Raw genomic sequence first — 13,501 nt, forward strand, 5'->3', positions numbered from 1 at the left:
CTACGTATGAAAAAAATGATCAAAACACTCAGGAAAAGGGTGCTGGTTATCATCGTCATGCTGACGAGTGCCTCCATCATACTGCCCGTATATGCCGGGCAGGGGCAGATCCTGAAAAAAACCAACGTCACCATCAACCTCAAAGGGGGATCCCTGGAATCTGCCATCCAGGCATTGCATCAGACCACAAAAGTCACATTCGCTTATGACAAACAGCTGTTACGCTCCTATCCCGCAGGGTCACATTCCTTTTCGAACGAGCGGCTGGACAGGGTGTTGGAAGCCCTGTTGCAAAACAAGCAGCTTGCTTTCGATGAAGTGAACGACATTGTGGTGATCAGCCGGAAAGCTGCCGCCGCAGGGCAGCCACCCGCACCCGCGGCAGGCCGTGCGGATATTGTAGTGTCCGGCACCGTGGTGGACGAGAATGGCAGCCCCCTGCCGGGTGTAAGCGTAGCCGTGCAAGGCGTCAGCACCATGACCTCTACCGATGTGGCGGGCAAATTCAAGATACTGGTGCAATCACCAGAAGCCAAACTGGCATTCAGCTTCATCGGCTACGAAACCGCGATAGTGACCGTAGGTACGCAGACCACGCTGAACATCCAGATGAAAGTGGCCAGCCAGTCGCTGGACGAGGTCGCAGTGATCGGCTTCGGTACCCAGCGCAAGGTAAGCCTGGTGGGTGCGCAATCCACCGTGAAACCTGCGGAGTTCAAACAGCCTTCACAGGATATCACCTCCATGCTTGCGGGCAGGATCGCGGGTGTAGTGGGCGTGCAGCGTACCGGTGAACCGGGAAAAGGCAGCGCAGACATCTGGATCCGCGGCATCTCCACCTTCGGCGGCGGCAATGCTTCCGGCCCCCTGATCCTCGTGGATGGGGTGGAACGTTCTATCAACAATATCTCCCCCGAAGACATCGAATCCTTTACCGTACTGAAAGATGCGGCCGGCACGGCAGTGTACGGCGTTCGCGGCGCCAATGGCGTGATCCTGCTGAAAACCAAGACCGGCAAAGTGGGCAAACCCCAGATCTATTTCGATTATAATGAAGGGGTGAACACCTTTACCAAAAGACCCGAGATGCTGGACGGTATCACCTATATGAATCTCGCCAACGAAGCATTGACCACCCGTAACCAGAACCCCAAATACTCCCAGGAGCACATCGACAATACAAAGAACGGGACCGACCCGCTGCTGTATCCGAATGTGGACTGGATGGATGCGGTGTTCAACAAATACGGCCATACCCGCAGCGCCAACCTCAACGCCAGCGGCGGTGTGGAGAACGCGCAATATTATGTGTCCCTCGGCTACTTTAACGAAACCGGTTTCCTCAAAACGGATGACCTGGCACAATACAATTCTTCCCTGAAGTACAACCGCTATAATTTTACGACCAACGTGAACCTGCGGGTAACCAAAACAACGAAGCTGGATGTGGGCCTGCAGGGATATTTCTCCAACGGCAACTATCCGGGCATCAACACGCATGATATCTTCCAGAGCGCGATGGACGCGGCGCCGATAGCATACCCCGTGATGTATCCCGGCGGCTTTGTGCCCGGCCAGTCATCCAATGGCGGTTTCCGTAACCCTTATGCGGACCTTACCCGCCGCGGATACCGCAACGAATTCAGGAACCAGCTGTTTTCCAATATCAGGGCTACGCAGGAGCTGGATATGCTTACCAAAGGCCTGTCCGCCACCGCCATGTTCGCCTTTGATACTTACAACCAGAACTACATCACCCGTTCAAAAAGGGAAGACACTTATTTCCCCGATCAGAACGACCCATATAAGCCTGATGGCAGCCTGAACCTGATCAAGACGTTCACAGGAAACGACTACCTGAACTTTGACAACAACGGCGGCGACCGCCGGACCAGCCGGAAGTTCTATACTGAAACGGCCATCAACTACGACAGGGCGTTTGACAAACACCGGGTAGGCGGTCTTGCGCTATTCTATACCAGCGATTATTCCAATGCCCTTGCCGGTGATTTCATCAGCTCTATCCCGGAGCGTTCACTCGGCCTGGCCGGCAGGGCTACTTATTCGTATGACGACCGTTACTTTGCCGAGTTCAATTTCGGCTACAATGGTTCCGAGTTGTTTGAGCCGCAGGACCGGTTCGGGTTTTTCCCGGCCATGGGCGTAGCCTGGGTGGTATCCAATGAAAAGTTCTTCGCTCCGCTGAAGAATGCCGTATCCTTCCTGAAGTTCCGCTACTCCAACGGTAACACCGGGCTTGGTACGGCGGAAGAAAGGTTCCTGTACATCACCAGGCTGGATACATACGGTGGTGCTTACCGCTTCGGCAAGTCGTTCGAGAATGTGGACGGCATCAACATCAACCGTTATGCCACCAATGTGAGATGGTCCGTTTCCAACAAGCAGGACCTCGGTATGGAAGTCCGTTTGCTGAATGACCGGCTGTCCCTGATCGTGGACCTCTTCAAAGAGCATCGTACCGGCATCTTCCTGAGACGTGCTTCCAATGTGGATTTTATGGGATTGCAGAACCAGCAGTACGGCAACCTCGGCATTGTGGATAATAAAGGCATAGACGCTACGCTGGAATACAATACCCGCATCGGGGAAGTGGACCTGAGCCTGAGGGGCAACATCACGTACAACAAGGATATTCTGGTAGAGGACGATTCTCCCCCGCAGTTGTATCCCTGGATGGAGCGCCGCGGCAACAATGTGCTGGCGCGTTACGGGTACATTGCGGAAGGATTGTTCGAGACCGAGGAAGAGATCAACCGCAGCGCGGTGCCTGGCGATAAAGAGCTCATCAAACCAGGTGATATCAAATACAAGGATTTGAACGGCGATGGGCTGATCAATTCAAATGATATGACCAGGATCGGCCGGGGAGATGTGCCTTCCCTGGTGTATGGCTTCGGTTTCAATGTTGGCTATAAAGGTTTCCAGATCGGGCTGCTGTTCCAGGGGATTTCCGATGCGGACCGCATGCTGCGGGGATCTGCCATCATTCCCTTCAACGGCGGTGGCGGTCTCACCAATGCCTACAGTATTGCAACCGACAGGTGGACGCCGGAGAACCCGGACCCCAATGCTTTTTATCCCCGCCTCGCTTACGGCGAAGCCGAGAACAAGAACAATACACAACCCAGTTCCTGGTGGGTGAAGGACGTGAGCTTCATGCGCCTCAAATCCGCGCAGCTGGCCTACAACCTGCCATCCAGTTTCCTGAAGCGGTACGGCATACGCAACTCTTCCGTGTACCTGCAAGGCATCAACCTGCTTACATTCAGCAAGTTCAAGTTATGGGACCCGGAGCTGAACACGGATAATGGTACTTCCTATCCAAATATCAGAACGATTTCCATGGGTGTGAACCTCAGGTTCTGATCCCGCGGATCCATTGGAAAAGGGGAGCGAACCCCCGAAAAATAAACATACACGGATGAAACCAGCAAGGTTCCATCCGGCCCGTAAAAAATAAATATTCACGGATGAAAAAGCTACTATATACTTTCCTGGCACTGGCCGTATTTTCCTCCTGCTCCAAGTTCCTGGACCAGGTGCCGGATGACCGGCTGACCATAGAAGAGACTTTCAGGACCTGGGAAACCGCCCGTAAATTCCTGGCGGATGTGTACAGAAGAGTGCCGGACGAGTTCGGCCAGCGTAACCCCGGCGGGGACAATAACCGCGGCCTGTGGACCGGCGGCAGCGATGAAGCGGATTACGTATGGTCTTTTGTACAGTCCAACGAAGTGAATATCGGCAACTGGGATGCCAGCTCCGGTTTCGTGGGCGATTACTGGCGGAACTTCTATCGCGGTATCCGCGCGGCCAGCGTATTCATGGAAAACGCGGATCGCATCACAGATCTTTCTCCCGCGCTGATCACTCAATACAAGGCGGAAGCCAGGGCGCTCCGGGCGATGTATTATTTTTACCTGATGCGCATCTACGGCCCCATCATTCTTCTGCCGGAAGAAGCGCCCCCGGTGGAGGCAGACCTGCAGCTGCCCCGCAATTCCTTTGAGGAATGTGTGGCGTATGTGGCTGCCGAACTGGAGAAAGCTGCGGCAGACCTGCCGGTGAATCCCAGGAATGATCAGGACTTCGGCCGTATCACCAAAGGTGCGGCCCTCGCTTTCCGCGCCAATGCGCTCATGTATGGCGCCAGTCCCCTGTACAACGGGAATACGGATTTTGCGGATATGAAGAACAAGGACGGCAAGCAGCTGATCAGCCAGACCTATGACGTGCAGAAATGGAAGGACGCTGCAGATGCCTATAAAGCTTTCCTTAATGAGTTTGTGCCGGGAACATATGACCTGTTCAAAAAGAACAATGCCCAGGGTGTTTTTGATCCCTATCTTTCCTGCCGCGATGTGATCCTCACGGACTGGAATTCCGAAGTGATCTTCGCGAGGGTAGGCAACTCCCTCGGTCCCCGTCAATATGAACTGACCCCTTATCATAACGGCGCCAGCTCCCGCGATGTAAAAGGCAGCGGCGGCCTGGGCGCTACCCAGAATATGGTGGACGCATTTTTCATGAACAATGGCCGGAGCATTACCGATCCGCAGTCGGGCTACGTGGCCACAGGTTTTTCCGATTTTCAGACACCATACGACACGGAGGCGCGTAACATCTATAATCAGTGGGTGAACCGTGAGCCGCGCTTTTATGTGAATATCACTTTTGATGGCAGCCTCTGGCTGAATAAAGATTATGGCGAGATCATCTCCCGTTTCAACAATACCGGCAACTCCGGCAAACAGACCGGCGGCGGTGATTATACTACTACCGGTTACGTTGTGCGCAAGGCCATGGGTCTGGGCAAGTGGGATACGGACGGGCGTACGCTCATCCTCATCCGCCTTGCTGAAATATACCTGAGCTATGCCGAATGTATCAATGAAGCAGAACCCGGCAATGCGGATGCCCTGAAATACCTGAACCTGATCCGGGAGCGGGCAGGCATCCCGCAGTATGGTTCCGCCGGATTGCCCGCACCGGTGGGGCAGGCGGAGATGCGCGAAGCGATCCGCAAGGAACGCCGTGTGGAACTGGCTTTCGAGAATAACCGCTTTTTTGATGTGCGCAGATGGAAGATTGCCGAGCAAACGGAGAACGGGCCGATATACGGATTGAACATCACATCGGACATGCCGGAATTTCTGGATGTTGTACCGTTTGAAACCCGCGTATTCAACAGAAGGCATTATTTCTTTCCCATACCATCAAATGATGTGAATAACGACCGGGAGCTTGTACAGAACCCGGGTTGGTAAACCCGATTTGCAGAGATGTAAATTCAAACAATAGACGGATGAAAAAGATGTTTCTTTTATTGGTTGCCTTCGCTTCCCTGTCGTGCAGCAAAAGCGATACGGGCGGAGGCCCTTCACCGGAGCCGCCGCCGCTGCCCGTAGTATCCTATACAGCGAAGGATGCCAATGCGGCGTTCAATACTTTCAACGCCGTATTTTACAGTACGAAAGACAAGCTCTATTATTCCACAACAGAGAGGAAGGATATCGGTTCCATATGGACGCAGGCCGTGTATTGGGACCTGGTGATGAATACCTGGAAACGCACGAAAGACCCTGCCCACCTGGCGATGATCACAGATGTTTACCAGGGCGGTTATAACCGGTACGACAAGTTCAACTGGAATAACAGGACCGTCTGGTTCATCCATGACGACATGATGTGGTGGATCATTTCCCTGGCCCGTGCGCACCGGATCACCGGCAATGAAGACTACCTGGCCTCATCCATTGCAGGTTTTCAGCGGGTATGGGACGAATCTTATGATGCTGAAGGCGGGGGCATGTGGTGGGATTTTAACAAGACAGGGAAAAATTCCTGCATCAACTACCCCACGGTGATCGCTGCCATGACCTTATATGACATCACTGGCGAAACCGCTTACCTGGACAAAGCCAAAAGCATTTACAGCTGGGGCCTCGCCAACCTGTACGACCCCGCAAAGGGAAGGGTAGCGGACAACAATGTCAACGGCAACAAAGGCTGGTCTGATTACACCTACAACCAGGGCACATTCATCGGCGCAGCCGTAATGCTCTACAAAGCTACGGGAGAGCAGTCCTACCTGGATAACGCGAAGCAGGCAGCCGATTATACAAAGAACGTGATGTGTGATGCCGATGGCATTCTTCCGGCGGAAGGGGACTGGAACGAACAGGGTGTGCTGAAGGCGATCTTCGGCCATTACCTGATGACGCTGGTGAACGAAGGCGGGCAGGCGCAATATCTGCCCTGGGTCCGGCACAATATCAACACCGCCTGGGGAAACCGCGATGCCACGCGCGGGATCACTTACAGGAATTACAAAGTGCCTTGCCCGGGCGGCGTGGTACAATCATACGAGGCCAGCAGCGCTGTGATGCTGATGCAGGTTTGCCCCCCTGCAGAGTAGTGCGGGTGCAGGCAGCATGAAGGAGCTGTATTTAAAGTAATGCTACCGGTTTTATCCGGATAGCTGATGGAGCGCATTTTCGCTGACGCGATTCTCCGTGGCATTACTTTGGGTACAGCTCCTTTTTTGTTTCAGGCAACGATCTTCAGGCTCCTCAGCAACCGTATGACCACCAGCGATCCGGCGCTGCAGAGGGCAATAATGCCCCAGTTGCGCCATGCCATCTGTTCCAGTTGCAGGGCTTCTGCTACGGCAGGAATGGTCAGCGCCAGCAGCGTCAGGCCGATGCTCAGCAAATTGGCGAACCAGAGATATGTATTGCGGACCACCGGGCCGGAAAGGAATTTCTCTCTGCCGGTGGTCATATTGAAGGAATGCAGCAGTTGGGAAAAGATCAGTGTGAAGAACAGTGCATTGTTCGTTGCACCATCTGTTGCGAATGCGGCGGTCACTGCGCTGCCGCCGATCACGGCAGCATATACCCAGATGGAGATCCACCGCTTTTTATCAACGATCGGCTGGCGCGGGTCTTTCGGCTTCTTCAGCATCACCGTATTGTCGCCTTTCGTGAAGCCCAGTGCCATTGCAGGCAGCACATCGGTGACCAGGTTGATGAACAGTATCTGCAATGCAGCCAGCTGGAACGGCAGGTTCAGCAGCGCGATCACCCCGATCACCAGCAGCTCGCTCACATTGCAGGACAGCAGGAAGATGATGAACCGCCGGATGTTCTCGAAAATGATCCGGCCCTGTTTGATCGCCTTTACGATGGAAGAAAAGGCATCATCTTTCAGGATCATATCCGCCACCTCCTGGGAAACCTGCGTGCCGCGTATGCCCATGGCAATGCCGATGTCCGCTTTCTTCAGCGCGGGCGCATCATTCACACCATCACCGGTCATGGCTACGATATGATGTTGCTGTTGCAGCGCTTCCACAAGGTCCAGTTTCTGTTTGGGGCTGACGCGCGCAAATACGGAAGATTGCAGCCATTTGTCCCGCTGGCCGTCCATATCCTTACCGTTGATAGCGCCGTTATTTTCATGGCTGCTGATACCCAGCTGGCTGGCGATTTTGGCGGCGGTGGCGGGATGGTCTCCCGTGAGCATGATAATGCCGATACCCGCGGTATGACATTCCCTGATTACCTGTTGCACACCTTCACGCGGAGGATCAAGGAATCCCGCGATCCCCAGGAACACCAGGTTTTGCATAAAATCATCTTCCTGCCGGTCGGTTTCCTTCATGGCAAAGGCCAGGGGCTTCAGGCCGGAGGCTGCGAGCTTGTCGGTCAAATCCAGCCACCGCTGTTTATCCGCATCAGGGAAAGGCGCTGTTTCGCCACGGCGGAAGATATGGGAACAATAATCCACCAGGTTTTCCGTGGCGCCTTTTGCGGAGATGAAATATCCTTTTTCTCCCTGATGGATGGTGCCCATCACCCGGGTATCCGAATTAAAGGGCGCTTCTGCTTTTTTATGAAATGCGGCATGCATTTTCCTGATATCGGCGCCGGTCCTCCCTGCGAATTGCAGGAGGCTCAGCTCCAGCGGGTCGCCGGTTTCCCCTTCCAGTGAGGCATTGTTGCAAAGCACGGCCACCCGTTGCAGCAGATCAAGCCCGGGCGCATCATCTGTTCCGTTCTCCGGGTCTATTTCTTTTTCATCCAGCACCACGGCGGTAACTTCCATTTTGTTTTCCGTCAGCGTGCCGGTTTTGTCCGTGCAGATCATGGTGGCGGCGCCCAGTGTTTCCACGGCGGAGAGTTTTTTGACGATCACCTGGTGCCGGGCCATCCGCATCATGCCCCGCGCGAGGGCCAGCGTGGCCACAATGGGCAATCCTTCCGGTATGGCCGCTACCGCCAGTGCGATGCAGGTTTGCAGCATATCCATGAATGGTACCTTATTGAGCAGCCCGGCTACGAAAATGAGCAGCACGATCACAATGGTGATGCCGATCAGGCGTTTGCTGAAGCCTTCCAGTTTCTTCTCCAGCGGTGTTGCCGTTTTTTTCGCACCGGCCACCATGGTGGCAATATGGCCCAATTCCGTTTGCATACCGGTAGTGGTAATGACCACATGTGCGTTGCCTTTTCTGATGAAAGTGCCTTTGTACACCATATTGGTGCGCTCGGCGAGCGGGGTTTCCGCTTCCACGGGCTCAGGGGATTTTTCCGCTGGTACGGACTCCCCGGTGAGTGCGGATTCGTCCGCCTGAAGGTCTGTGGCATCGGCGATCCTTCCGTCCGCCGCCACCATGTCCCCGGCCTCCAGGAACGCGATGTCCCCCGGTACGATCTCTTCCACCGGCACTTCTTTCAGTTTCCCGTTCCGCAATACCCTGGCGGCCTGGCGTGTCAGCTTTTCGAGCGCTTTCATAGACCGCTCTGCCTGTAACTCCATAATGAACCCGATGGCCGTATTCAGCAGGATCACCACGCCGATAGCGATGGCATCCGGCCATTCCCGGAAGAAGAGGGACATGGCTGCCGCTACGAGCAACAGGTACACTACCGGGCTTTTAAGCTGATGCAGCAATATCATCCAGGGGGAGATCCTTTCACGGCTTTCAATGGCGTTAGGGCCATATTCTTCCAGGCGCGCTGCGGCAGCGTCATCCGTGAGGCCATGACGTATATCAGTCTTTAACCGGCTGCCCAGTTCATCCGGTCGCAGCTGATGAGGGGAAAATTCAAGGGTATCCATGCGGCTGTTCATTGATCGCAAATTAACTGCAATATTCCTGCCTGATGATGACAGCGATCATCAACGCTGCCGGAAGGTAATGACAGGCGTCAGCGTCCGGTAAGCCAGTTTTTGGGTAATGCTGCTGTGGAACAACCCCTGGTCTTTATGCACCATTACGATCAGGGAAGTATCTTTCTGTTGCGCAAATCCCATGATACCCCGCACAACATCATGTTCATCTATAAATTCATAAGCAGGCGCAAAACGGTCAAGCAAGGCATGAAGCGTTGCCAGTTGATTTTTCGTTTCCGGATCATATCCCTTATCCGGCGGTGTTACATTCAATACCCACAGCTGCGCCTGCAGGGACCCGAACAATTGTTCAAGCAGCGGGAGAGGGGTGTCTTCCGCCGTATCATCGAGATCAGTGGTAAAAATGATATGCTTTACCGCCGCTATGGAAGCCGCGGGAGGAACCAGGAGCACCGGGTAATCGCTGCTTTTCAGCACATCGATCGCCGTGCTGCCGATCAGCATCTTTTCCAGGCGGGATTTTCCCGTAATACCCATCGCCACGAGTTCCGTTCCTTCCCGCCGGCATATCTCGTTCAGCGATTCGGGCAATACCACATCGTCCGTCCGCAGGATGATCTCCGTGTCCCCAGGTAGCTTGCCCTGCAACCGTTCCGCCAGCTTTTCCAGCAGCAGCAGGCTCTCACGGCCGAGCTGCCCGCTGTCTTTCACCGGGGATACCGGGAGGTCCGTTGTGGGAACAAAACTCCGGTAAGCATGGTACAGCACTACCTTTTCACATTGCATCTGTGTTGCCAGCGCACAGGCATATTCCGCCGCGTGAAATGCGGCATCTGAAAAATCGGTAAGGATCAGGATAGATTTCATCAGTTCATATTTACTTTTTACGGGTCAGATGGATTGCTACAAAGGTAGACCTTATCACCATTGCGCCCCGGTGTTTATTTTTATTCCTGCAGTATAAAAAAAGAGGCCGCCTCTGTTGAGACAACCTCTTCAGATGTTTCTTTTTTTCCTACGCTGGAATTATCCAGATCAGGTAATGTGGGTTTGTTCTCAGATCCTTCTTCAGGACCACCCCTTTCAAGAAACTTCTGTCTGAATATATCGAAGAATAATGCCGGAAATATGGTTGTTAGACAGAAGGCAGATTTACCGCCCGGTAAATATTCCGGGAAAATGCAATGAGTGACGCAGCCATGCAATATTTTCCACATCCGGCGATAAAAATACCCATTATGCCGCCTCGGAAGACAGCGGAGTTAGTTGCTTTTGGCCAGATAGGTTTCTATCGCCTGCCCGATACCCCGGGTTTCTGCCGTTTCATTGTCACGGTTCTCTTCAAACCAGTGATTCGCCCCTTCATTATCCTGCCGGAGTTGCAAGCGCATGGTAAAATCGGGTAAATGCACCGTGAAAAGCGCTTCCTCCTGTTGCTCTACTTTTACGTCGTGCTGATGATAACTGATATGGAATGTACGCATCTGACAAGGTTTTGCTGACAATGTCGCAATCATTGTGCCTGTATCCCAATAATTTAGCCGCCGGTTTAAGTTCTGTTAACAATCTGTTTGCTTTCTGTTGACAACGCTGACCCGGAAATTTCAGGAAATTATAGCAGCATGAGATTGTTGAACCCGTGTTGCCCTATTCCATCATCACTTCATTAAAACCCGTTTTTATGAACCTGAAAATTTTACAGAGCACTGCCTGCTGCGCTATGCTGCTATGCGGCGTTATGCAGGCTTCCGCGCAGGCGGACATTACGGACAACGGCGGTATCCTTACCGCGCAGTACAATAACACCAATGCGAACGAGAACTATCCCAGGGTGATAGACAACAGCGTGAGCACCAAGTATTTCACCGGCGGCCAAACCGCTTTATGGATCCGCTACCAGTCCGCTTACCCCGCCATCGTTAACCAGTACACGCTTACCTCCGGGAATGATCATGCGGACCGTGACCCGAAGAACTGGACGCTGGAAGGCTCCAATGACGGCAGCAGCTGGACGGTGCTTAACACCCAGACGAACCAGTTGTTCACCGCACGTTTGCAGACGCGCACCTTTCCCTTTTCCAATTCCGTGAGTTACCTGCACTACCGGCTGAATATCACCGGCAACAACGGCAGCGTGGATACCCAGCTGGCGGAATGGGAGCTTTGGGCCACGGGAGTGGCCACAGCACCGGATGATCTGTCCGCCACCGCTTTATCCGGCCAGCGGGTCAGCCTCAGCTGGACGGACAATTCTACCAATGAAACCGGTTTTGTGATCGAGCGCAGTATGGATGGTGTTGCGTTTCAGACTGCCGTGGTCACCGCAGCGAATGTGCAGCAGTACACGGACAGCAACCTCAGTGCGTCCGCGCCCTATATCTACCGTGTGAGGGCCCAGAATGCCGCAGGCACTTCCGCAGCCACCGCTTCCGCGAGCGTGATCACTACCGGCGCACCGGTGTTGGCAGATATCACCGATTTTACGGAAGGTGTGATCAGCGATCAACACAATACAACCGGCGGGGAGGGCATCGCAAAGCTTATCGACAACGATCTTTACAGCAAATACCTGGCGTGGGCCAGCACTACCTGGATGCGGTTTTACCTGCCCGCCGGTGCGGTGGTGAGCCAGTATGCCATCGTTTCGGGAAATGATGCGCCGGACCGCGACCCGAGGAACTGGACGTTCGAAGGTTCAACGGACGGCACGAGCTGGACAATGCTCAATACCCAGACCGGGCATAAATTCACCGGCAGGCGGCAACGGCGGCTGTTCAGTTTCCCGAATACAAATTCGTACACCTATTACCGTTTGCGCGTGACCGCCAACAGCGGCAGTTCCATCACACAACTGACAGAACTGGAATTGTTCGGTACAGGCAGCGGCACGCTCAATACCTCGGCTCCCGCAGCACCGTCCGGGTTCACGGCGCAGGCTGTATCCGGCAACCAGATCGTGCTGAACTGGACGGATAATGCTGTTAATGAAACGATTTACAAACTCGAAAGGTCAACAGACAGCCTGAACTGGAACTATTCCCGGGAGATCAAACCGCAGAATACCCGTTTCCATTCCCTGGAGCTTTCCCCCTTCACAACATATTACTATCGGCTGCGCGCGGAGAACGCCTACGGAAATTCAGCATATGCCCATGTAAAGGCCACCACGCCAACGAACGCTTCGCCCGCAACCTGGCAGGAACACTGGTTCCAGCATAACAAATTGCTGGATCGTGTGTATCAGGATGGCGAGATCAGTGTGTATTATGATGAAGCCGTCAGCCCCTCCATTACCTGGATGCAGGAGGATTTCTCCGGTGTATGGAGCTATGTGAAGGAGAACTACGGCACCTTCAGCGATCCGACGCTTTACCTGATATTCCATGGCGCCACATACTCCGGTGGGCACCCGGCTACCGTATTCGGCGCAGACCATGATTACCGGAACGTTTCCGATGTAGGAGGGGTGTGGACGGACAGGAGCGGCTGGAACCTGGGCGCTACTACGCACGAGATCGGGCATGTGGTGGAATTTGCCGCGCATGGGGTGGATGGCTCTCCGGCCTTCGGTATATGGGGAGACAGCAAATGGGCCGAGATATTTGTGTATGATGTGTACAAACGCATGGGCTGGACGGCTGATGAACAATCCGCTTACACCGATTTTATGAATAATGTGGACGATTTTCCGAGAGCCGGCACCCAATGGTTCAAAAACTGGTTCTATCCCATCTACAGCCAGTCGGACAGCAGCGCCTGCCTCAACCGGTATTTTGTGTTGCTGGCGGAATATTTCCCCCAGCGTAACGGCAAGTATGAAAGAGCGCTGAACATGGGAGAGTTTGTACATTTTTGGAGCGGTGCGGCCAATTTCAATGTACAGCGGCATGCCGATACGGCCTTTGGCTGGACGGACCAGTTGGAAATGCAGTTCCGTCAGGCCCAGATCGATTTCCCCTTCACCTATCCCGAGCCGTCTTTTTTCAGCCCGATGCTGATGAAAGCGCCGGTACTGACCACGCCGGCGGAGCCTTCGATACGGCCCAATCCGGCTTCAGGCACAGTGTACTTCACCAGTCCAGATCCGGCACAGACGTATAACGTGGATATCTACTCCATGTCCGGTGCAAAAGTGGCGGCATCGCGGGTTTCCGGTACCAATGTGCCGGTGAGCGTAGCCGGTCTTCCGGATGGGGTGTATGTAGTAGCGGTGAGCGATGTGAAAGGAAAGATCGTGCGGAGGGAGAAGATCGTTGTGAGCAATTCCAGGAGATAGCGGGATGCAGGGTTTGGCACTGCCTGCTGAACTTTGGCCCCGCCTGCCAGACAATGGTATGAT

7 protein-coding genes and 1 riboswitch are annotated in these 13,501 nt (G+C 54.0%); of the genes, 4 read left to right on the forward strand and 3 right to left on the reverse strand.

Annotation, left to right across the window (positions count from 1 at the left end; translation table 11 throughout):
• Window positions 1–6: 6 nt before the first annotated feature.
• The 3 genes from FW415_RS14580 (at window position 7) to FW415_RS14590 (ending at window position 6,439) form a co-directional block, all read left to right on the forward strand.
• Window positions 7–3,387, forward strand: coding sequence for a TonB-dependent receptor (locus FW415_RS14580; protein ID WP_148386290.1), 3,381 nt, complete (start codon window positions 7–9; stop codon window positions 3,385–3,387).
• A gap of 104 nt (window positions 3,388–3,491) precedes the next feature.
• The gene (locus tag FW415_RS14585) at window positions 3,492–5,288 is read left to right on the forward strand and encodes a RagB/SusD family nutrient uptake outer membrane protein (protein ID WP_148386292.1); all 1,797 of its coding nucleotides are present in this window, start codon (window positions 3,492–3,494) and stop codon (window positions 5,286–5,288) included.
• A gap of 38 nt (window positions 5,289–5,326) precedes the next feature.
• On the forward strand, window positions 5,327–6,439 hold the full coding sequence (locus tag FW415_RS14590) for a glycoside hydrolase family 76 protein (protein WP_148386294.1): 1,113 nt from the start codon (window positions 5,327–5,329) through the stop codon (window positions 6,437–6,439).
• Between the two features lie 131 nt (window positions 6,440–6,570).
• Here FW415_RS14590 and FW415_RS14595 read toward each other — a convergent pair whose 3' ends face one another.
• The 3 genes from FW415_RS14595 to FW415_RS14605 form a co-directional block, all read right to left on the reverse strand.
• On the reverse strand, window positions 6,571–9,159 hold the full coding sequence (locus tag FW415_RS14595) for a cation-translocating P-type ATPase (protein ID WP_148386296.1): 2,589 nt from the start codon (window positions 9,157–9,159) through the stop codon (window positions 6,571–6,573).
• Window positions 9,160–9,207: 48 nt separating this feature from the next.
• A complete protein-coding gene (locus tag FW415_RS14600; RefSeq protein WP_148386299.1) occupies window positions 9,208–10,029 on the reverse strand; it encodes a universal stress protein in 822 nt (273 codons plus the stop codon).
• A gap of 128 nt (window positions 10,030–10,157) precedes the next feature.
• Window positions 10,158–10,254: riboswitch (TPP riboswitch) on the reverse strand.
• 170 nt (window positions 10,255–10,424) lie between these two features.
• The gene (locus tag FW415_RS14605) at window positions 10,425–10,646 is read right to left on the reverse strand and encodes a hypothetical protein (RefSeq protein ID WP_148386301.1); all 222 of its coding nucleotides are present in this window, start codon (window positions 10,644–10,646) and stop codon (window positions 10,425–10,427) included.
• Window positions 10,647–10,843: 197 nt separating this feature from the next.
• On the opposite strand from FW415_RS14605, the gene FW415_RS14610 reads away from it, so the two are divergent.
• Window positions 10,844–13,438, forward strand: coding sequence for a fibronectin type III domain-containing protein (locus tag FW415_RS14610; protein ID WP_148386303.1), 2,595 nt, complete (start codon window positions 10,844–10,846; stop codon window positions 13,436–13,438).
• Window positions 13,439–13,501: the final 63 nt, after the last annotated feature.

Origin of the sequence: Chitinophaga sp. XS-30, from assembly GCF_008086345.1 — a bacterium.
GTDB lineage: Bacteria > Bacteroidota > Bacteroidia > Chitinophagales > Chitinophagaceae > Chitinophaga.

Bases quoted from the DNA above. Each gene is read 5' to 3' on its own strand.
- FW415_RS14580 (WP_148386290.1), top strand. From the start codon at position 7: ATGAAAAAAATGATCAAAACACTCAGGAAAAGGGTGCTGGTTATCATC.
- FW415_RS14585 (WP_148386292.1), top strand. From the start codon at position 3,492: ATGAAAAAGCTACTATATACTTTCCTGGCACTGGCCGTATTTTCCTCC.
- FW415_RS14590 (WP_148386294.1), top strand. From the start codon at position 5,327: ATGAAAAAGATGTTTCTTTTATTGGTTGCCTTCGCTTCCCTGTCGTGC.
- FW415_RS14595 (WP_148386296.1), bottom strand. From the start codon at position 9,159: ATGAACAGCCGCATGGATACCCTTGAATTTTCCCCTCATCAGCTGCGA.
- FW415_RS14600 (WP_148386299.1), bottom strand. From the start codon at position 10,029: ATGAAATCTATCCTGATCCTTACCGATTTTTCAGATGCCGCATTTCAC.
- FW415_RS14605 (WP_148386301.1), bottom strand. From the start codon at position 10,646: ATGCGTACATTCCATATCAGTTATCATCAGCACGACGTAAAAGTAGAG.
- FW415_RS14610 (WP_148386303.1), top strand. From the start codon at position 10,844: ATGAACCTGAAAATTTTACAGAGCACTGCCTGCTGCGCTATGCTGCTA.